Raw genomic sequence first — 19,176 nt, forward strand, 5'->3', positions numbered from 1 at the left:
TTAGTATGTTGTAAGTAAACAAAGAACGAATGGATACACTTTTTAAGGATATTCCTAGGGAGTCGATGATGTATTTGGGGATAGCGCTGGCCACCTTTGTTATACTTTATTGGAGTACACTTTTCGTACTTCGAAGGTTAGGAAAAGACCCCAAATATCTATTGCCCGAAGGTGTTATGAAGCGTGTCGCCCTTCCTATTTTCCTAATATTTATTTCCATCATTATTCGGATGCATTCCTTCCGACAACTTTTTGGTTTGACCGATGAAGCATATTGGTTCAAAAAGGCCAGTACCCTGTTGTTCATCTTTGCCATGACCTGGTTAATCATTGGGATATTAAAAGTGATGAAACAACTCATCATCCACAATTATGATGTAAACACGACCGATAATCTTAAGGCCCGAAAAATCTATACCCAATTCAATATTCTGGAGCGCATCGTCATTTTCATAGTCATCATTCTGGCCGTTGGTGCCGCCCTTATGAGTTTTCAGGAAATCAGGGAATTGGGGCTTAGTATTTTTGCATCGGCAGGAGTGGCCGGAATCATTATTGGTTTTTCCGCCCAAAAATTGATCGGCACTGTTTTGGCGGGCATACAAATCGCCATTGCACAACCTATAAAATTGGACGATGTGGTCATTGTAGAAGGCGAATGGGGACGTATTGAGGAAATAACCCTGACCTATGTAGTGGTGAAAATCTGGAATAAACGCCGACTCATAGTTCCCACCCCCTATTTCATTGAAAAACCTTTCCAAAACTGGACCAAAACTTCTTCAGATATTTTGGGAACCGTTTTTTTATACACGGATTACAAGGTCCCTTTTGATGCATTGCGTGCAGAGCTGACGCGCATTTTGGAAAATACCGATTTATGGGATAAGGAAGTAAACGTACTACAGGTAACCGACAGCAAAGCGAATTATGTAGAGATTAGGGCGCTGATGAGTGCCAAGGATTCGCCAACGGCATGGGATTTGAGGGTACATGTACGGGAAAAATTAATAACTTTCCTTCAGGAGAAGTATCCAGAGAGTATTGTACATAATAGAGTTTTGATGGGAAATCTTGAGTCGGATTCTTCAAAGTAAATTAAAGCATCATGAGAAACATCTTATTGTTAAGCCTACTTCTTATATGCTTCCATACGGAGGCACAAACCGTTACCTGTTCCCCATTGGACAAAGAGGCCGTGATTTCCAAGATTGAACAGGTTCAAGATTTGGAAAAACCTGATTTTGGACAGACCATGGTAGCCATAGGCAAAACCTTCCTTAAAACTCCCTATGTGGCCAAAACCCTTGAAATTGGGGAAACGGAAACCTTGGTGGTCAACTTACAAGGGCTGGATTGCACCACTTTTGTGGAAAATGTGCTTGCATTTTCGTTGATGTTGAAAGAGGACAAAACCTCATTTGAGAATTTCATAGAAACCCTAGAAACCATTCGGTATAAAGATGGCTATTTGGACGGATACGCTTCCCGTCTCCACTATTTTTCCGAGTGGATCGCCAACAATGCCAAAAAAGGCCTACTACAGGATATCACCGGTGAAATTGGAGGCGCAGAAATTACCAAGGACATCAACTTTATGAGCGAACATCGCGATCTCTATCCCTTTTTGGCAGACGATAGCAATTTCGAAAAGATAAAGGCTTCCGAAAAGTTTCTGAATAGTCGGCCCATTTGTGTCCTGGCCCAAGACCAGATTGCGAAAAACGAGCATTTGATACAATCCGGGGATATCATTGCCCTTGCAACGTCAATCAATGGCCTGGACGTTACCCATACCGGAATTACCACGCGGGAAGCGGATGGCAGAATCCATCTTCTCCACGCCTCTACAGGTTCTATGGAAGTGGAAGTTTCGGAAAAACCGTTGGCGGAATATTTGAAAAAAGTCAAGGGGAATACAGGTATTATGGTGGCGAGGCCGTTATAGCTTTCTCATAAATACCTTTCGGTTTAAAATCAGTAATTCCTATACTAAGTCTCCATCAATCAACCCTGAAAATTACCGACACAACAACTTGTCATGCTGAGAAAAACGAAGCATCCGTTTCTAGAAGAGATTCTTCCTCAGTACTATGTACTTCGTCAGAATGACTTAAATAACTACGAACTACTCGCCAACGCCATCACATATTTCTTGGGTGTAGTACCATACTTTTTCTTAAAAGCGGCGATAAAATGGCTGGAGGTACTGTACCCAATTTTTAGCCCGATTTCGTTTACATTGTACTGACCGGATTCCAGGAGTTTTCTGGCGTGCTCCATTTTATAATCGAACAGGAAACTATATACCGAGTCCCCATAAATCTGTTTAAAACCTTCCTTCAATCGTTTTAGGCTCAATCCTATTTCCTTGGCAAGCTCTGTCAAGGTGGGAGGTTCCGCCATGTTGGAGATGATGATTTCCTTCGCCTTTCTAATGCGTTTTACGTTGTCCTCGTCTATCAGGAATGGACACTGTTCTACATCGGCATCGGTATTCTTATTGAAGTACAAGGCTATCAACTCGTAAATTTTTCCTTTCAGATACAGGTTTTTAATAGTAGGGTGCAGATTGTAGTTAATTATCTGACTTAGAACCACGGCAATAGGGGGCGATACCGGCTCTTGGGCGTAATATTTTTTTTCCTGGTTCTCCTCACTAAGGAAGGGAATGTAACTCGCCTCATCGGAAAAAAGGGAGTGGAACTTTCGTATGCTCATCACCACAGAAACCATCCAGGAATTTGGTGCCAACATAAGGTTCAAAGGCAAATCCAATTGGGTATTGTACAACAATAACGAGTTCTCTTCAGATACCTCCAAAGCATAGTTCCCTTGATTGAAAACGAACTTACCGCCGCCCTTCAAACAGAAATGGAACTGAATATAACTCCTATTTATTTCCCGCGTAACTTGCTTACTTTCAGAAGTATTATTCTGGATTTTAAGTACGTAAAAGCTATTCTCTATCAACAGTTCCTCAAATGAACCTTTGGCGATGTTTTTACTTTCCATAGTACGGCTTATCAATTTACTTTATTTAGAATCTATCTAAACAATATCGTCGTAGGGTTTCCGTTAGACGTTGTAAAATTAAGGGTTTTGGGCCGATTTATGTTGTATTTTATCTAAAATCACTTCTGCCGATGCTTATAGTTCCTCTAGCGTTATTTTTATTTATCCTATGGTTCTATTTTTGTCCCCGCAACTATGAAGGCATACCATATTTCAAAACATAGCTCATTCTATACCATTGGCCTAAACTACAAAAAGGCCGATGCCGAGGTTAGGGGAAAATTCAGTTTGGACGATGCATCCATGACCGCGCTATTGGTAAAGGCGAAGGAAGAAGGCATTGATGGCCTGTTGGTAACTTCTACCTGCAATAGGACGGAACTTCACGGTTTCGCCCAGCACCCCTACCAATTGATAAAATTGTTGTGCAGTTTTTCCAAGGGAAGTGTGGAGGAATTTCAAGAAGTAGCCTATGTCTATAAGAACAAGGAGGCCATTTCCCATCTTTTTCGTGTAGGTACGGGACTGGACAGCCAGATTTTAGGGGATTTTGAGATAATTAGCCAATTAAAGCAAAGTTTTAACCGCTCCAAAAAAGTGGATATTGCCAATCCGTTCCTGGAACGGTTGGTCAACTCGGTCATCCAAGCCAGTAAGCGTATAAAAAACGAAACGGAAATATCGTCCGGGGCGACTTCGGTGGCGTTTGCATCGGTACAATATATTTTGAACAACGTTGAGAATATTTCGGAAAAGAACATCCTACTTTTCGGCACCGGCAAAATTGGTAGGAATACCTGCGAAAACCTCATCAAGCATACCAAAAATCCGCATATTACCTTGATCAACAGAACCAAGGAAACAGCGGATAAAGTAGGTGGGAAATTCAACCTCACGGTAAAGGATTATGGCGAACTGCAGGCCGAAATCAGAAAAACAGACGTCCTTGTAGTTGCTACGGGAGCCCAAAAACCCACCGTTTGCAAGGAACTCATCTATACCAAAAATCCATTATTGATCCTTGACCTGTCCGTTCCCAAAAACGTGGATGACAATGTCATGGAACTGGATAACGTCTCCTTGGTGCATTTGGACCAGCTGTCACAGATGACGGACGAAACCTTGGAAAAGCGTAAACTTTTTATACCAGAGGCCGAAGCAATCATTGAGGATGTTAAGGAGGATTTCATCCAATGGCTGGAGACCCGTAAATTTGCGCCGGTCATAAAGGCCCTAAAAATGAAACTAAAGACCATGAAGGATGAGGAACTGGACTATCAATCCAAAAAGACATCGAATTTTGATGCCGTACAGGCCGATATGATATCCAATAGGATAATCCAAAAAATCACCAAGCAATTCGCAAACCACCTTAAGGACGACACTATCGATTCCGATTCTAGCCTAGCCCTTATCCAAAAAGTGTTTCAATTAGAGCTGGAGACAGAATGAGTAGAACAATCCGCATAGGCACACGCGATAGTGAATTGGCACTATGGCAAGCCACTACCGTAAAAGATCAATTGGAAGCTTTAGGACATACCGTAAAACTGGTCCCCGTAAAATCCACGGGCGACCTTGTTCTAGACAAGCCATTGTACGAATTGGGCATTACGGGCATCTTCACCAAGACTTTGGACGTGGCCATGCTGAACGGTGAAATCGACATTGCGGTACATTCCATGAAGGATGTACCTACTATGCTCCCAAAAGGCATCGTCCAGGCTGCCGTTCTTAAAAGAGCCAACTATATGGACATTTTGGCCTTCAAGAACAATGAGGAATTTTTGGGTTCTCCCGATGGCATTATCGCTACCGGAAGCTTACGAAGAAAAGCTCAATGGTTGAACCGATACCCAACCCATACGGTAGTGGATTTACGGGGAAATGTCAATAGCCGTTTGGAAAAACTGAACAAAAACGACTGGAACGGAGCCATTTTTGCCGCCGCGGGATTGGAACGCATTGGCTTGGAACCTAAAAACACGATCGGACTCACATGGATGGTGCCGGCCCCAGCACAGGGCGCCATTATGGTGGTAGCCATGGAAAATGATTTGGAGGTTCGTGAAATATGTGCCGAACTCAACCATAGGGAGACCGAAATATGTACCAAATTGGAACGCGATTTCCTTCGGGAATTGGAAGGTGGCTGTTCAGCACCCATCGGGGCCCTGGCCTATATTGACAAAGAAGAAAAAGTAAACCTAAAAGGGGTCCTTCTGACCATTGATGGCTCCCAAAAATTGGAAGCTGCCTTAACGGCCCCACTCGGAAAGCATGAGAATTTGGGTATTGATGCAGCCAAAAGTATTTTGAGCCGCGGAGGAAGGCGTTTAATGAACGAATTGCAGGGAGCTCACCTAAAAACCAACGTGTTTTCTACCAAAAAATTGACGGAAGCGCAACTGCAGAAATTCAATTCGGGCATACGGGTAGATTCCGAGGATTTTATCAAAATAAGCCCCAATAGAATATCGCCGATTACTCTAAAAAAGAACCTAGGGAACATCGTCTTCACCAGTAAGAATGCCGTGGAGAGCCTACTTACAAATTGCAGTCCGGCTGAACTTCAATTTGATTCCATTTACTGCGTAGGCAGAAAGACAAAAAGGTTGATTGAGAGAAAAATAGGACCCGTGGTCCATGTGGAGAACAGCGCCACCGATTTGGCCAACTACCTTGTTGAATATATGGATGGCACCCAAGTGACCTATTTTCATGGAAACCTTAGCTTGGAGGACCTGCCTTCTATTTTAGAAGAAAACAACATCATTGTAAACAAAGTGGAGGCCTATAAAACCAAACTAGCAGGCAAGGCTATCCCTGAATCCGTTGAGGGAATTCTTTTTTACAGTCCTTCAACCATAGAAAGCTATCTTTTAAAAAACAAACCACATCATGTTGCTTATTGTATCGGGGAAACCACGGCAACCGAAGCCCGGAAACATTTCAAGGAAGTGAAAGTTGCCAATATCCCAGATGTAGAAAGTGTTATTGAGTTGGTGAATGGCGATTATAGTGGTTTGTAGTTAGAAAATACAAGTTCAAGAGCAAGAAACAAGCTCAAAAAAAAATTGCTTAGCAATAAGGAACAACCATTAACCATCAACCAACAACGAAAAACGAACAACCAACAACTAACAGCCAAAACCCACATATGATAAAGAACGATTTATTCCTTAGGGCCCTAAAAGGGGAAACGGTAGAAAGACCGCCGGTTTGGATGATGCGCCAAGCAGGAAGGTACTTACCGGAATTTATGGAAATCAAGGAGAAATACGATTTTTTCACTAGATGCCAGACCCCGGAACTGGCTTCTGAAATTACCGTGCAGCCCATACGAAGGTTTGGGATGGATGCCGCCATTCTTTTTAGCGATATCTTAGTGATTCCACAGGCAATGAACATCGAGGTTCAGATGAAGCCCAATTTTGGACCTTATCTGCCAAATCCCATTAGGAACCAAAAGGATGTAAACGAGGTAATCGTACCGGATGTTGAAGACGCCCTGGATTATGTGATGCAGGCCATTACCGCCACCAAAGAAAAATTGAACGACGAAGTGCCCCTAATCGGTTTTGCCGGTTCTCCCTGGACCATCCTCTGCTATTGTGTACAGGGACAAGGTAGTAAGACCTTTGACAAGGCCAAGGAGTTCTGTTTTACGCAACCCGTGGCCGCCCATGAATTGCTTCAAAAGATAACGGATACAACCATTGCCTATTTAAAGGCTAAGGTAAAGGCCGGAGTAAATGTCGTACAGGTGTTCGACTCCTGGGGCGGTATGCTTTCCCCCACGGACTATCAGGAGTTTTCTTGGAAATACATTCAACAAATCGTAGATGCGCTTAAAGAAGATACTCCCGTAATCGTTTTTGGTAAAGGATGCTGGTTCGCACTTAAGGAAATGTCACAATCGGGTGCATCGGCCCTTGGTGTGGATTGGACCTGTTCCGCGCAAAATGCCCGATATCTTACGGGAGGAAAAATAACCTTACAAGGGAATTTCGACCCTGCCAGATTGTTATCCCCACCATCGGAAATCAAAAAAATGGTCACGCAAATGATCAATGAATTTGGCAAGGACAGGTATGTTGTGAATTTAGGACACGGAATCCTTCCCAATGTTCCGGTGGAAAATGCAAAGGCTTTCATAGATGCCGTAAAAGAATATAAATTGGCGCACTGAACCATTTAATTTTTCCAAACCTTGCGCTTTACCTTTTCAAAGGGCCAAAGACTTCGTACTTTTAAGGAATGATTCCCATCGCGAACGGTACTTTTGAAATAACGCCCATCCATGAAAAATACGCATGGAGAATCTGTGATTTTGTAACCGTAAATACTTCAAGACTTAAAACCTATTTCCCTCAAACCCTGACCGAAAATCTGACCCCGGAGCTTTCCAAATTATTCGTCGACCAAAAAATTAAGGATTTTAATAACAAGACCGAATTTGTGTTCGTGATAAAAAATACCATCGATAGAAGCCTAGCGGGTTTGCTCTTTGTAAAAAATCTGGATTTTGATAAAAAGGAGGCCGAAATTGCCTATTGTATCGGGTATCAGCACGAAGGTATTGGAATAACCACCATGGCCGTCAAAGAGATAACGGCTTGGGCATTCAAGGAACACGGCCTAAGAACATTACGCATCATTGTACATAAGTCGAATCCCGCAAGTATACGCATCGCAGAAAAGTGTGGGTATACGTGGAAGGAAACCTTGCCCAAAGAACATCAGCCACCAGCCATGCAACCTATGGATATGGAATTATATGTGAAAGCTTATGAAGGATAAATTTTTTGAGTATATACACCATCTACAGGATACCATAACGCATGCCTTGGAATCCATTGAAGGGAAGGCCAAGTTTCATGAAGATAACTGGGAACGGCCCGAAGGCGGAGGCGGACGGACACGTGTCATCGAAAATGGGGATGTCTTCGAAAAAGGCGGCGTCAATATTTCGGGCGTTCATGGCGAATTACCCAAAAGCATGCAAGCGTATTTTGGGGTACAGGAGGCCGATTTCTTCGCCTGTGGACTTAGCCTCGTACTACACCCCAAAAACCCAATGGTGCCCACCGTTCATGCCAATTGGCGCTACTTTGAAATGTACGACAAAGACGGTAAGATTGTGGACCAGTGGTTTGGAGGGGGACAAGATTTGACACCCTATTATGTATTTGAAGAGGATGCGGAACACTTTCATAAGGTTTGTAAAGCCGCATGCGACAAACACGACCCTTCGTTCTATCCAACTTATAAAAAGAAATGCGATGAATATTTCTGGAATTCCCACAGGGATGAAGCCCGCGGTATAGGAGGATTGTTTTTTGACTATTGTAAGAAGACCGAAAGTAGGTCCATGGAAGACTGGTACAATTTCGTCACCGAAGTAGGAAAAAGTTTTTTGGACGGTTATATACCGATTGTTACAAAACGAAAAGACCTTCCTTACACCAAAGAACAAAGGGATTGGCAGGAAATTAGACGGGGCCGTTATGTGGAATTCAATTTGGTCCATGACAAAGGAACCTTGTTTGGATTACGCACCAACGGTCGTATAGAAAGTATCTTGATGAGTCTTCCACCACATGTGCAATGGAGGTACGATCATCATCCGGAAGCTGGGAGTGAAGAAGAAAAGTTGATCAACGTTTTGAAGCAACCAAGAGACTGGGTTTCCTAAAAAAGAATAGACCATGAAACAGAAGTTATATCAAATCGATGCATTTACCAATAAACTGTTTGGTGGTAATCCTGCGGCCGTTTGCATTTTGGAAAAATGGTTGCCGGATGAAACCATGCAAAATATTGCTGCAGAAAACAATCTCGCCGAAACGGCTTTTGCCGTTACCATCGAAAAAGGATATGAATTGCGCTGGTTTACCCCAGAATTGGAGGTGGACCTATGCGGACACGCTACCTTGGCAACCGCTTTTGTGCTTTTTAACTTTTACAATCACAAAGAAAATACCATTCGGTTTTTATCTCCTAGAAGTGGCGAGCTAACCGTCACTAAAGGCCTTGATGGATGGATGACGATGGACTTTCCAACGGACGATTTGGTATCCGTAGCCAATAATGACCAGATCAATACAGCCATAGGTAAAGAACCCTTGGAAACCTTTAAAGGCAAAACGGACTATTTATTGATTTATGAAACCCAAGAGGACATCGAGGCACTGAAACCAAACTTCCATTTATTGGACCAATTGGATTGCAGGGGTGTCATTGCGTCGGCCAAAGGAGATTCGGTCGATTTTGTATCACGTTTCTTTGCTCCTCAATGTGGTATACCGGAAGATCCCGTCACCGGATCGGCGCATACAACGCTTACGCCTTATTGGTCCCCTCGTCTCGGAAAAACATTGATGACGGCGAAACAGCTTTCTGCCCGCGGTGGCGATTTAACCTGCGAATATTTAGGAGACCGGTTGAAAATTTCGGGACAGGCGGTTTGTTATCTAATCGGTGAAATCACCTTTTAACTTATATTTATCACAACAAAAAATAGACCATGTACCCACTCATTAGAAACAGAAGATTACGCACGAATGAAGCCATAAGAAGATTGGTCAGGGAGACTATTATTAGTCCGGATGATTTTTTGGTCCCGCTATTCGTAGTGGAAGGAAACAGCATTAAAGAGGAAATTCCATCGATGCCCAATTACTTTCGGTTGAGTTTGGACAACCTTGAAAAAGAGGTGAAAGAACTATGGAATCTAGGACTTTGTTCCGTACTGTTGTTCGTAAAGGTGCCTGATAATCTCAAGGACAATGCCGGGACTGAAGCGGTAAGCGACAACGGCCTTATGCAGTTGGCCATTAAAACCGTCAAAAGTGCCTGTCCGGACATGTTGGTCATGACCGATGTGGCCCTTGATCCGTACTCCGCCTATGGGCATGACGGAATTGTCGCCATCGGGCAGATTTTGAACGATGAAACCGTGGAAGTGCTTGCCGAAATGAGTGTTTCCCATGCCAAAGCCGGTGCCGACTTTGTCGCTCCCAGTGATATGATGGATGGCAGGATTCTAAGCATCCGGGAAGCGTTGGATGATGAGGGCTACATCAACACGGGCATTATGAGCTACAGTGCCAAATACGCCAGTGCCTTTTACGGTCCGTTTAGGGATGCCTTGGATTCCGCACCCGTCGACATCCAGAATGTACCCAAGGATAAAAAGACCTATCAGATGGATTATGCCAATCGGTTTGAAGCCATCAAGGAAACCCAACAAGATATTGATGAAGGTGCGGACATCGTTATGGTAAAACCCGGACTTTGCTATTTGGATATCGTTCGTGAAATAAAAAATGAAGTGGAGGTGCCCGTAGCAGTATATCAGGTCTCTGGCGAATATGCCATGGTAAAGGCTGCGGCAGAAAAAGGCTGGCTGGACCATGATGCCGTGATGATGGAACAATTGACAGCCATCAAACGCGCCGGTGCCAACATCATTGCCAGTTATTTTGCCAAAGATGTTGTGAAACTATTGAACAAATAAGCAGCCCTTACACTGAGCGCCTACCAGAAAGAAAGCTTCTTTCGACCTGGGAATCGAAGGCTTGCAACGGTGTGGTCAGGGTACTTTAATGATTTAGACCTGTCCGGTTTTGTAAACCAGACAGGTCCATTTTTTTCAATTGAGTTCCTCGCATAAGAATCCGTGCTTTTGCAATAATCCGCTCACATCCACCGCTTTGGGATTTTGGGTCTCGACCCTTAAAATGTTATCGCAATCCTCCAGGTCAAAGTTCCATCGTCCGTGGTCATTAATCAAATTGTTCAGGTAAGGAGCAAGGTACCGAACCTTGCCCCGCTTTCGAACCGATGTCCTAAAAACCAACACCCTATGCATTTTCTAGTTTCTGTCGTAAAACATAGGTGGTTCTATTCCCAAGGAACGCAAATACACATATCCCTGGGCTCTGTGATGTATTTCATTCTCCAGAAAATAGAACAAGGAAGATTGTACGGTTCCTGGAAATTGCCCGAATGAGAGTATTTCTTTATGAAAATCGACATCCTCCATTTTTGTCCACAAGGTATCTATATTCTCCGTCGCGCTGTCCCATGCCTTCAATAGGTTGTTTTTACTGTGACCATGTTCAAAATGTTCCGTTAGCTGTGTGGTTTCCCCTGTGACTATCTCCCGTAGGCCAGGTTCCGCAATACCTAAAAGTTCCATGACCATATCGGCAAAGGGACGCATTCCCCCTATACTATAATTGAACAATTGGTCTTCAGGAAACGCTTCGATTACCTTTCGGGTAAGTATTCTGTGTCCTTGCCAGTGCTCCAAAAACTGATTGGGTGTAATAACATTCGCTGTTCTTTCCTTAATGTTTTCCATACTGTCTGATATTTAATGATTATTGATATTGACAACAAAAGTAAATGGGGCGAATGACAACCCTTTGTCAGTAGGAATTTCAAAATGAAAAAATATTTCATTCCTGACAAACCGCTGTCACTCCCAAGGCCTAATTTCGATTCAAAAGAATGCTAAAAATGGACGATAAATGGCTTTTGACAATAAAATCTTGTCCTATATTTGGAGGAAAGGCCTATTGCTTATGGGAATGGACACCGTAAAACGTTTTGATAGGATTGTGGCGATATTCATCCAGCTGCAATCCAAACGTATTGTAAGGGCACAGGACCTTGCAGACCGATTTGGGGTAAGCCAACGGACCATCTATAGGGATATTCGCACCCTGGAAGCTTCGGGAGTGCCAATTGCAAGCGAAGCGGGTGTAGGCTATTCCATCATGGAGGGCTATAGTTTGCCCCCTGTCATGTTTACACGAGAGGAGGCCGGCAGTTTTGTGGCCGCTGAAAAGTTGATGCAGCAGTTTACCGATAAATCCTTGGGTGCCTATTACGAATCTGCCATGTTCAAGGTAAAATCGGTCCTTCGTGGACGTGAAAAAAAGTGGGTAGAAGCCTTGGAATCGCAAGTGGCCATATTTCCGAACCAACCCTTGTTCAATGCTAACATACCGGATGCCCTTGAAATTCTCTTTGAAAGTATTGCTGAAAAGAAAAAGGTTTTTTTAAAGTATACGGCCTTGGAAGCTGAGTTGCCATCGGAGCGCACCATAGAACCGATTGGTGTTTTCAACGAAAATACTTATTGGTATGTAACGGGGTATTGCCATCTACGAAAAGACTACAGGCAATTTAGGACCGATAGAATACTCAAAATCAGCCGGACCCCTAATCCATTTGATTTACAGCACAAAACACTGGAAGAATTGCGGAAGCAAAGCGAAATCAGAGATAAAACCAAGGTACGGATTCTTGTAGACAAGAAAATAAGTAAATACTTAGGAGCCAGTAAAAAACATCAAGGTTTTGTTTCGGAAACCATCAAGGGAAATCACGTGGAGATGACCTTTATGGTGGATGATGTACAGAATTATTTTTCCCGATGGTTTCTATCCTTTGGAGACTTTGCCCAGATATTGGAGCCTGATTCCCTAAAAAAAAGAGTTTCTGAAATTCTTTTCCGAACACAGGAAGGACTGAAATAAATTTCTCCAAACAAATATCCTATGGAATCCAAAGGTTATATTTGAAATACCAACAAAACCATTATGTCTAAAACCGTTTTCTTTCTTTTTATTGCGATTTGCCCAAAGCTGGGTTTTGGACAAAATCAACCCGTTGGCAATCTCAAAGCAGATACGAATCCATTTGATTATCAACTGGTTTACAAGCAAGTAGATTCGATTATAACCAACGGTATAAAAAACAAGGCCTTTCCGGGAGCTCAAGTCTTGGTTGCCAAGAATGACACTGTCCTATTTCATGAAGCCTTTGGATTTCACACCTATGACAGCCTTCAACCTGTGGCTTTGGATGATTTGTACGATCTGGCCTCGGTTACCAAATTATCCGGCCCGCTTCCGGCCATCATGAAATTGGTGGGGGAAGGAAAATTGGATTTGGATGTGCCTTTTGGCACTTATTGGAAACCTTGGAAGCGACGGAAAGATAAGAAAGATATCACCCTTAGGGAAATATTGGCACATCAGGCAGGACTGGAACCCTATATCGTCTTTTTGAACGAAACATTGAAAAAGAACGGTCGGTTTAAAAGTAGGTTCCTACGGAAATCCAGAAGTCACCGATTTGACAAACAAGCCTTTGGGGATATCTATGTAAAAAGTAGGTTCAACCGAAAAATGTATCGGATGATAAACCGCTCCAAGGTGTCGGAAGAAAAAAGGTATCGGTATTCTGGACTGACCTTCCTTATTTTTCCGAAAATAATCACAGATTTGACCGGTGTTCCCTATGATAAATATATCGAGGATAATTTCTATAGACCCATTGGGGCCAGCACCATGGGTTTTTTGCCTTCCACTAAAAATTTTCCGAATCGCATCGTTCCTACCGAAATGGACACCCTATACCGACACACTTTGACCCAAGGATGGGTGCATGATGAAAACGCATCTTTATTGGGAGGCATTTCAGGAAACGCCGGATTGTTTGGAACCGCAGAGGATTTGGCCAAAATTATGCTGCTTTATGCGCGGTATGGCGAATACGGAGGAAACCAAATTTTACCCGAAGCCGTGGTCAAGGAATTTATCAAAGTACAATATCCTGAAAATGAAAACAGACGGGGTTTGGGGTTTGACAAACCCTTGTTAGGAAACGATACCTTGGCCCTAAAGGATGCCTACCCTGCGCCTGAAGTAAGTGCGGAAAGCTTTGGACATAGCGGGTTTACAGGAGCTTTTGTCTGGGCGGACCCCGTAAACAAACTGGTATATATTTTTCTTTCAAACAGGGTATACCCTACCAGGGAACATAGGGCACTGTACGACTTAAACATAAGATCGGCCGTACAACAGGTTTTTTACAAGACCCTACAACTATAACATCAGCCAACTTAAAAACAATGTTCCTTTCCTTTTGAGCTATGTGCAACAGGATTAAATTGGTATCTTAGGCTCTCAAAACTATTGTATGGGATTGCTCATTTTTTACGCTGTTATATCCATTTTTTTCTCATTTCTGTGCTCCATTCTGGAAGCTGTACTGTTGAGTATCACCCCAACTTTTGTGAACGTAAAAAAGAGGGAAGGAAAAACCTATGCCATTACGCTAGAAGAACTGAAACAGGATGTGGACAAACCCCTCATAGCCATACTTACCCTTAACACCATTGCCCATACGGTTGGTGCCATTTTGGTGGGGGTACAGGCAAAAGTAGCCTATGCGGAAATGTATGGAAGTACCACGCGTTCCATAGCTGGAATTGAATTTACCGAGGATCTTATGGTGGGGGTAGTCTCTACGATTATGACCATTTTGATATTAGTCGCCTCAGAAATTATACCCAAGACCATTGGCGCTACCTATTGGAAGCAACTGGCAAATTTTACCGCAAAAGCGTTAAAGGCCATGGTGCTTGTTCTAAAATACACCGGTTTGCTTTGGTTGTTACAACTCTTTACCAAATTGGTTGGTGGCAAGGGCCATCACGGCAGTGTGCTGAGCAGGGAGGATTTTACCGCTATGACGGATATGGCCCATGAGGAAGGTGTCTTCCAGAAGTCGGAATCGACCATCATAAAAAACCTGTTACGTTTTGAAGAAGTTCAGGTGAAGGATATTATGACACCCAGGGCCGTAATGAAAATTGCTTCCTCCAATCAAACCATTCAATCCTTTTTTGAGGAAAATCCAAAGTTGCGCTTTTCCAGAATTCCAATTTTTGAGGAAAAGGTGGACAACATTACCGGTTTTGTCCTAAAGGACAATGTCTACGAGGAAATCATCCATAAAAACGGGGAATTGCCCCTGGTAGAGATAAAGCGTGATATCCTATTGACAAAGCGTGATACACCCATTCCAAAACTCTTCGACACGTTCGTAAACAAAAGGGAACACATTGCCCTAGTAATGGACGAATACGGCTCCGTAAGTGGACTTGTGACCATGGAAGACGTTATTGAGACGCTTCTAGGGCTCGAAATTATGGACGAGAGCGATAATGTGGCAGACCTACAATTGCTGGCCCGTAAAAATTGGGAAAATAGGGCCAAACAAAGTGGTGTCATTGAAAAGAATCCCGTTGCGGAGGACGCTACCAAAGAAAAAGAAGAATAACCATACATGGAAACTGCCTTTATCCAAACACCTTTGGGAATTGCAAAGTTGGAAGGAGATACAAACGGACTCACCTCCATCACTGTTTTGGATACCGATGAAACACTTACCGATATCATTCCTCCAGACCTGGAAGAAGCCGCCTATCAATTAAAGGAATACTTTGAAGGCTCAAGAACACAATTCGATTTGTCCCTGAACCCATCCGGAACCGATTTTCAAAAATCCGTTTGGAAGGCCTTGCAGGATATTCCCTATGGTAAGACGGTTACCTACTTGGACTTGAGCAAAACCTTGGGCGATGTAAAGGCCATTAGGGCCGTGGCCTCAGCAAATGGAAAAAATCCCTTGTGGATCGTGGTTCCATGTCATAGGGTCATTGGTAGTGATGGTTCCCTTACCGGCTACGCCGGCGGCCTACACCGTAAAAAATGGCTACTGGAACATGAAAACCCTGTTAAACAGCAGACACTTTTTTAAATTTTACAAACCAATCGGTCTATTAGCTATTTTCATTCAAGTAATAATTTCTATTTCAAGGTAAAACACCGATTGAATTGGATGTAAATCTATTTTTACCATATCGTATTAATTTTTTCTAAACCTAAAAAAGACTACTTGGTCGGTTCCCTAAATTTTACCTCTTTGATAAGATTAATCTTATTGAAATTAAAATATTATCCTAACTTGGAAGGGCTAACCGTTATGCCTGAGTATGTTACACAAACTGAATTTGGAACACATCCTATTTTTGGATATCGAAACCGTCCCGGAAAAAGAACAGTTCCAAGAATTGGACGACGCGAAACAAGAACTCTGGGAGCAAAAATCCAAATACCAACGAAAGGAAGAGTTTACCGCCGAGGAATTTTATGATCGGGCCGGTATTTGGGCAGAGTTTGGCAAAATCATCTGTATTTCCGTAGGGTATTTTAAAATGCAGGGCGAAACCCTCCAATTTAGGGTTACCACGTTTCACGGGGATGAATCCAAACTTTTAAAGGATTTCAAAAACCTTTTGAACGGGCATTTCAGCGAAGCCAAACACCTCCTCTGCGCCCACAATGGTAAGGAGTTCGATTTTCCCTATATCGCCCGCCGGATGATCATTAATGGTATCTCCCTACCTTGGAAACTGGACCTTTTTGGAAAGAAACCCTGGGAAGTGCCCCATTTGGATACCATGGACCTTTGGAAATTTGGGGATTACAAACATTATACCTCCTTAAAACTAATGGCCAATATTTTAGGAATCTCCTCACCTAAGGAAGACATTGATGGCAGTATGGTGCGGGACGTCTTCTACGAAGAGAAAAACCTGGACCGCATCATTGAATATTGTGAGTTGGATGTGGTTACCACCGCCCAAGTCTTCTTAAGATTACGAAACGAGCCGCTGTTGGAGGATTATCAGATAAGGAAGGTGTAAGGCCCCCTAACCTCCAAAGAGGAAAGTTGCTTGTTGGTATTTGGTGGTTTGCTTATTTTTTAAATCCTTCTCAATGTCAAAATAAGACACCGTAATCTGGCTTACGAACGATATTTAAATCAGTAAACATCGGTTGGATTGATATGGGTGTAATTTATTAAATTCTAACTTTTGCAAATAAAACAGGGCAGCCGATCGGCTGCCCTATTAAATAAATAATTGAGTTAGTCTGAATTACTTTTTCAAGTCAAACCTGTCCAAGTTCATCACTTTGGTCCATGCCTTTACAAAGTCCTTTACAAACTTCTCTTTGGCATCGGAGGTGGCATATACCTCAGCTAGGGCCCTCAATTCCGAGTTAGATCCAAAAATCAAATCCACACGCGTACCTGTCCACTTCTTGGCACCCGTTTTACGGTCGGTTCCTTCAAACAGGGAATCATCATCCGAAATAGACTTCCAAGTAGTTCCCATATTCAATAGGTTTACGAAGAAATCATTGGTCAGCTGGTCCTTCTTATCGGTAAAAATACCGTGATTGGAACCGTCAGAATTTGCACCTAAAGCACGCATACCTCCTACCAATACCGTCATTTCGGGCGGTGTAAGGGTTAATAGATTCGCCCTGTCCACCAACAATTCCTCGCCTTTAACGGAATACTTTCCTTTGGTAAAGTTCCTGAATCCATCAGCCAATGGTTCCAAGGCTTCGAATGCCTCAACATCGGTATTTTCTTGGGATGCATCCGTTCTTCCTGGAGCGAATGGCACGGTTACTTCATGACCGGCATTGTGCGCCGCCTTTTCTACGGCAGCGGTTCCAGCCAATACAACCAAGTCTGCAAAGGAAACTTTTTTGTTTCCAGATTGGGCATCGTTGAATTCTTTTTGGATACGCTCCAAGGTATCGATGACCTCTGCCAGTTGGGTTGGATTGTTGGCTTTCCAGTTCTTCTGTGGAGCCAAACGGATACGTCCGCCATTGGCACCACCTCTTTTATCAGAATCCCTGTAAATAGAAGCTGCTCCCCACGCGGCTGAAACCATACTGGACAATGACAATCCAGAAGCCAAAATGTTTTTCTTCAATTCAGCGATATCGGAATCATTTACCAACTCATGGTCTACCGCAGGAACGGGATCTTGCCATAAAAGAACCTCTTCTGGAACTTCGGGCCCTAAATATCTATCCAACGGCCCCATGTCCCTGTGCGTTAATTTAAACCACGCTCTTGCATAGGCATCCGCAAACTCATCCGGATTTTCCAAAAAGTGTCTGGATATCTTTTCGTAAGCAGGGTCCATACGTAAGGACATATCCGTCACCAACATAAAAGGTTGATGGGTCTTCCCTTCAATATGCGCATCTGGAACGGTACCTGCACCAGCATCGCCTACGGGCTTGTACTGCCATGCCCCTGCGGGACTTTTTGTCAATTCCCACTCAAACCCAAATAGGTTTTTAAAGTAATTATGGCTCCACTTTGTAGGAGTCTGGCTCCAAGCACCTTCCAGTCCACTAGTAATCGTATCCGCACCTACACCACTATTGAAGTTGTTTTTCCATCCCATACTCTGCATGGTGATGTCCGCACCAGCTGGTTCTGGCTCCAAAAATTCGGAATCCTTGGCAGCACCGTGCGTTTTACCAAATGTATGTCCCCCGGCAATCAAGGCTACAGTCTCATAATCGTCCATCGCCATTCTACCAAAGGTTTCACGGATATAATGTGCCGCTTCCATCGGATCTGGATTGGCATTGTGCCCTTCCGGATTCACATAAATAAGCCCCATGTGGGCAGCTCCCAAGGGATTTTCCAGTTTGTTGCCATCAGAATCATACCGCTCCTTATTGCCCAACCATTCGGTCTCGGAACCCCAATAAATGTCCTCTTCAGGCTGCCAGATATCCTCACGGCCACCGCCAAAACCGAACATCTTAAGTCCCATGGACTCGTGGGCCACGTTTCCGGCCAATATCAACAAATCTGCCCAGGAAATCTGTTTCCCGTATTTTTGTTTGATGGGCCATAATAACAATCTGGCCTTGTCCAAGTTTGCGTTATCCGGCCAACTGTTCAAAGGTGCAAAACGTTGATTACCGGTACTTCCGCCCCCTCGTCCATCGGATATTCTGTAAGTTCCCGCGGCATGCCAGGTCATCCTAATGAAGAAGGGGCCATAGTGTCCATAATCCGCTGGCCACCAATCCTGACTGTCGGTCATTAGATCGGTCAAATCCTTTTTGATGGCCGCCAAATCCAATTTTTTGAATTCCTCGGCATAGTTGAAGTCAGGATCCATGGGGTCCGACTTGGAAGAATGCAACCTCAAAATGTTCAGGTTCAACATATTGGGCCACCAATCCCTGTTAGTGGTTCCTCCGCCTGCAGATTGGTTCATTTGCCCGTTCAAAAATGGGCAAGCGGCGGCTTCTGAATCGTTCACGTCCCATGCTTCTCCATGGGGATTTTTACTAGTATCCATTGTCTCTAAGTTTTTAAGTTCCAGTAACCGTAAAGGTACCAAATTAGGGCCTGAAATGAATAGCTATTTTCTTGTTTTGACTTATTTCAATATCGATT

General features: G+C 43.4%; 18 protein-coding genes. 14 read left to right on the top strand and 4 right to left on the bottom strand.

Translation table 11 applies throughout. From position 1 onward, the window contains the following. The first annotated feature begins 29 nt into the window (after positions 1-29). Together FEK29_RS00880 and FEK29_RS00885 are read left to right on the top strand one after the other, a co-directional pair. On the top strand, positions 30-1,097 hold the full coding sequence (locus FEK29_RS00880) for a mechanosensitive ion channel family protein (RefSeq protein WP_138256520.1): 1,068 nt from the start codon (positions 30-32) through the stop codon (positions 1,095-1,097). 11 nt (positions 1,098-1,108) lie between these two features. Next, the gene (locus FEK29_RS00885; RefSeq protein ID WP_138256521.1) at positions 1,109-1,948 is read left to right on the top strand and encodes an N-acetylmuramoyl-L-alanine amidase-like domain-containing protein; all 840 of its coding nucleotides are present in this window, start codon (positions 1,109-1,111) and stop codon (positions 1,946-1,948) included. Between the two features lie 173 nt (positions 1,949-2,121). Here the strand turns inward: FEK29_RS00885 and FEK29_RS00890 are convergent, their stop codons facing one another. After that, positions 2,122-3,015 (bottom strand): helix-turn-helix transcriptional regulator, encoded by an 894-nt coding sequence (locus FEK29_RS00890; RefSeq protein WP_138256522.1) that lies wholly within the window; start codon positions 3,013-3,015, stop codon positions 2,122-2,124. Between the two features lie 195 nt (positions 3,016-3,210). Between FEK29_RS00890 and hemA the strand changes: the two genes are divergently transcribed. From hemA to hemB, 7 genes are all read left to right on the top strand, one after another. Then, entirely contained in the window at positions 3,211-4,467 is a 1,257-nt protein-coding gene (gene hemA / locus FEK29_RS00895; RefSeq protein ID WP_138256523.1) for a glutamyl-tRNA reductase, read from the top strand. Next, on the top strand, positions 4,464-6,047 hold the full coding sequence (hemC, locus tag FEK29_RS00900) for a hydroxymethylbilane synthase (RefSeq protein WP_138256524.1): 1,584 nt from the start codon (positions 4,464-4,466) through the stop codon (positions 6,045-6,047). Before hemA ends, hemC begins: the two co-directional genes overlap by 4 nt. 128 nt (positions 6,048-6,175) lie before the next feature. Next, complete coding sequence (hemE, locus tag FEK29_RS00905; RefSeq protein ID WP_138256525.1) at positions 6,176-7,207, top strand: uroporphyrinogen decarboxylase; 1,032 nt, start codon at positions 6,176-6,178, stop codon at positions 7,205-7,207. Positions 7,208-7,275: 68 nt separating this feature from the next. Beyond that, on the top strand, positions 7,276-7,818 hold the full coding sequence (locus tag FEK29_RS00910; RefSeq protein ID WP_138256526.1) for a GNAT family N-acetyltransferase: 543 nt from the start codon (positions 7,276-7,278) through the stop codon (positions 7,816-7,818). After that, positions 7,808-8,713, top strand: a complete 906-nt coding sequence (gene hemF, locus FEK29_RS00915) for an oxygen-dependent coproporphyrinogen oxidase (RefSeq protein ID WP_138256527.1) — start codon at positions 7,808-7,810, stop codon at positions 8,711-8,713. Before FEK29_RS00910 ends, hemF begins: the two co-directional genes overlap by 11 nt. Positions 8,714-8,726: 13 nt before the next feature. Further along, positions 8,727-9,515 (top strand): PhzF family phenazine biosynthesis protein, encoded by a 789-nt coding sequence (locus FEK29_RS00920; protein WP_138256528.1) that lies wholly within the window; start codon positions 8,727-8,729, stop codon positions 9,513-9,515. Positions 9,516-9,544: 29 nt separating this feature from the next. Beyond that, complete coding sequence (gene hemB, locus FEK29_RS00925) at positions 9,545-10,537, top strand: porphobilinogen synthase (RefSeq protein WP_138256529.1); 993 nt, start codon at positions 9,545-9,547, stop codon at positions 10,535-10,537. A 135-nt stretch (positions 10,538-10,672) separates the two neighbouring features. Here the strand turns inward: hemB and FEK29_RS00930 are convergent, their stop codons facing one another. Both FEK29_RS00930 and FEK29_RS00935 read right to left on the bottom strand, forming a co-directional pair. Then, entirely contained in the window at positions 10,673-10,891 is a 219-nt protein-coding gene (locus FEK29_RS00930; RefSeq protein ID WP_138256530.1) for a hypothetical protein, read from the bottom strand. Between the two features lie 3 nt (positions 10,892-10,894). Further along, entirely contained in the window at positions 10,895-11,386 is a 492-nt protein-coding gene (locus tag FEK29_RS00935) for a DinB family protein (RefSeq protein ID WP_138256531.1), read from the bottom strand. Positions 11,387-11,609: 223 nt separating this feature from the next. On the opposite strand from FEK29_RS00935, the gene FEK29_RS00940 reads away from it, so the two are divergent. The 5 genes from FEK29_RS00940 (at position 11,610) to FEK29_RS00960 (ending at position 16,591) form a co-directional block, all read left to right on the top strand. After that, positions 11,610-12,569 (top strand): helix-turn-helix transcriptional regulator, encoded by a 960-nt coding sequence (locus FEK29_RS00940; protein ID WP_138257310.1) that lies wholly within the window; start codon positions 11,610-11,612, stop codon positions 12,567-12,569. Between the two features lie 63 nt (positions 12,570-12,632). Further along, the gene (locus FEK29_RS00945; RefSeq protein WP_138256532.1) at positions 12,633-13,928 is read left to right on the top strand and encodes a serine hydrolase domain-containing protein; all 1,296 of its coding nucleotides are present in this window, start codon (positions 12,633-12,635) and stop codon (positions 13,926-13,928) included. Positions 13,929-14,016: 88 nt separating this feature from the next. After that, the gene (locus FEK29_RS00950) at positions 14,017-15,162 is read left to right on the top strand and encodes a CNNM domain-containing protein (RefSeq protein ID WP_138256533.1); all 1,146 of its coding nucleotides are present in this window, start codon (positions 14,017-14,019) and stop codon (positions 15,160-15,162) included. Between the two features lie 6 nt (positions 15,163-15,168). Beyond that, a complete protein-coding gene (locus FEK29_RS00955) occupies positions 15,169-15,642 on the top strand; it encodes a methylated-DNA--[protein]-cysteine S-methyltransferase (RefSeq protein WP_138256534.1) in 474 nt (157 codons plus the stop codon). A gap of 235 nt (positions 15,643-15,877) precedes the next feature. Further along, entirely contained in the window at positions 15,878-16,591 is a 714-nt protein-coding gene (locus FEK29_RS00960) for a 3'-5' exonuclease (RefSeq protein WP_138256535.1), read from the top strand. Positions 16,592-16,825: 234 nt separating this feature from the next. Here FEK29_RS00960 and katG read toward each other — a convergent pair whose 3' ends face one another. Next, positions 16,826-19,078, bottom strand: a complete 2,253-nt coding sequence (gene katG, locus FEK29_RS00965; protein WP_138256536.1) for a catalase/peroxidase HPI — start codon at positions 19,076-19,078, stop codon at positions 16,826-16,828. Positions 19,079-19,176: the final 98 nt, after the last annotated feature.

This window comes from Maribacter aurantiacus (genome assembly GCF_005780245.1).
Lineage (GTDB): Bacteria > Bacteroidota > Bacteroidia > Flavobacteriales > Flavobacteriaceae > Maribacter > Maribacter flavus.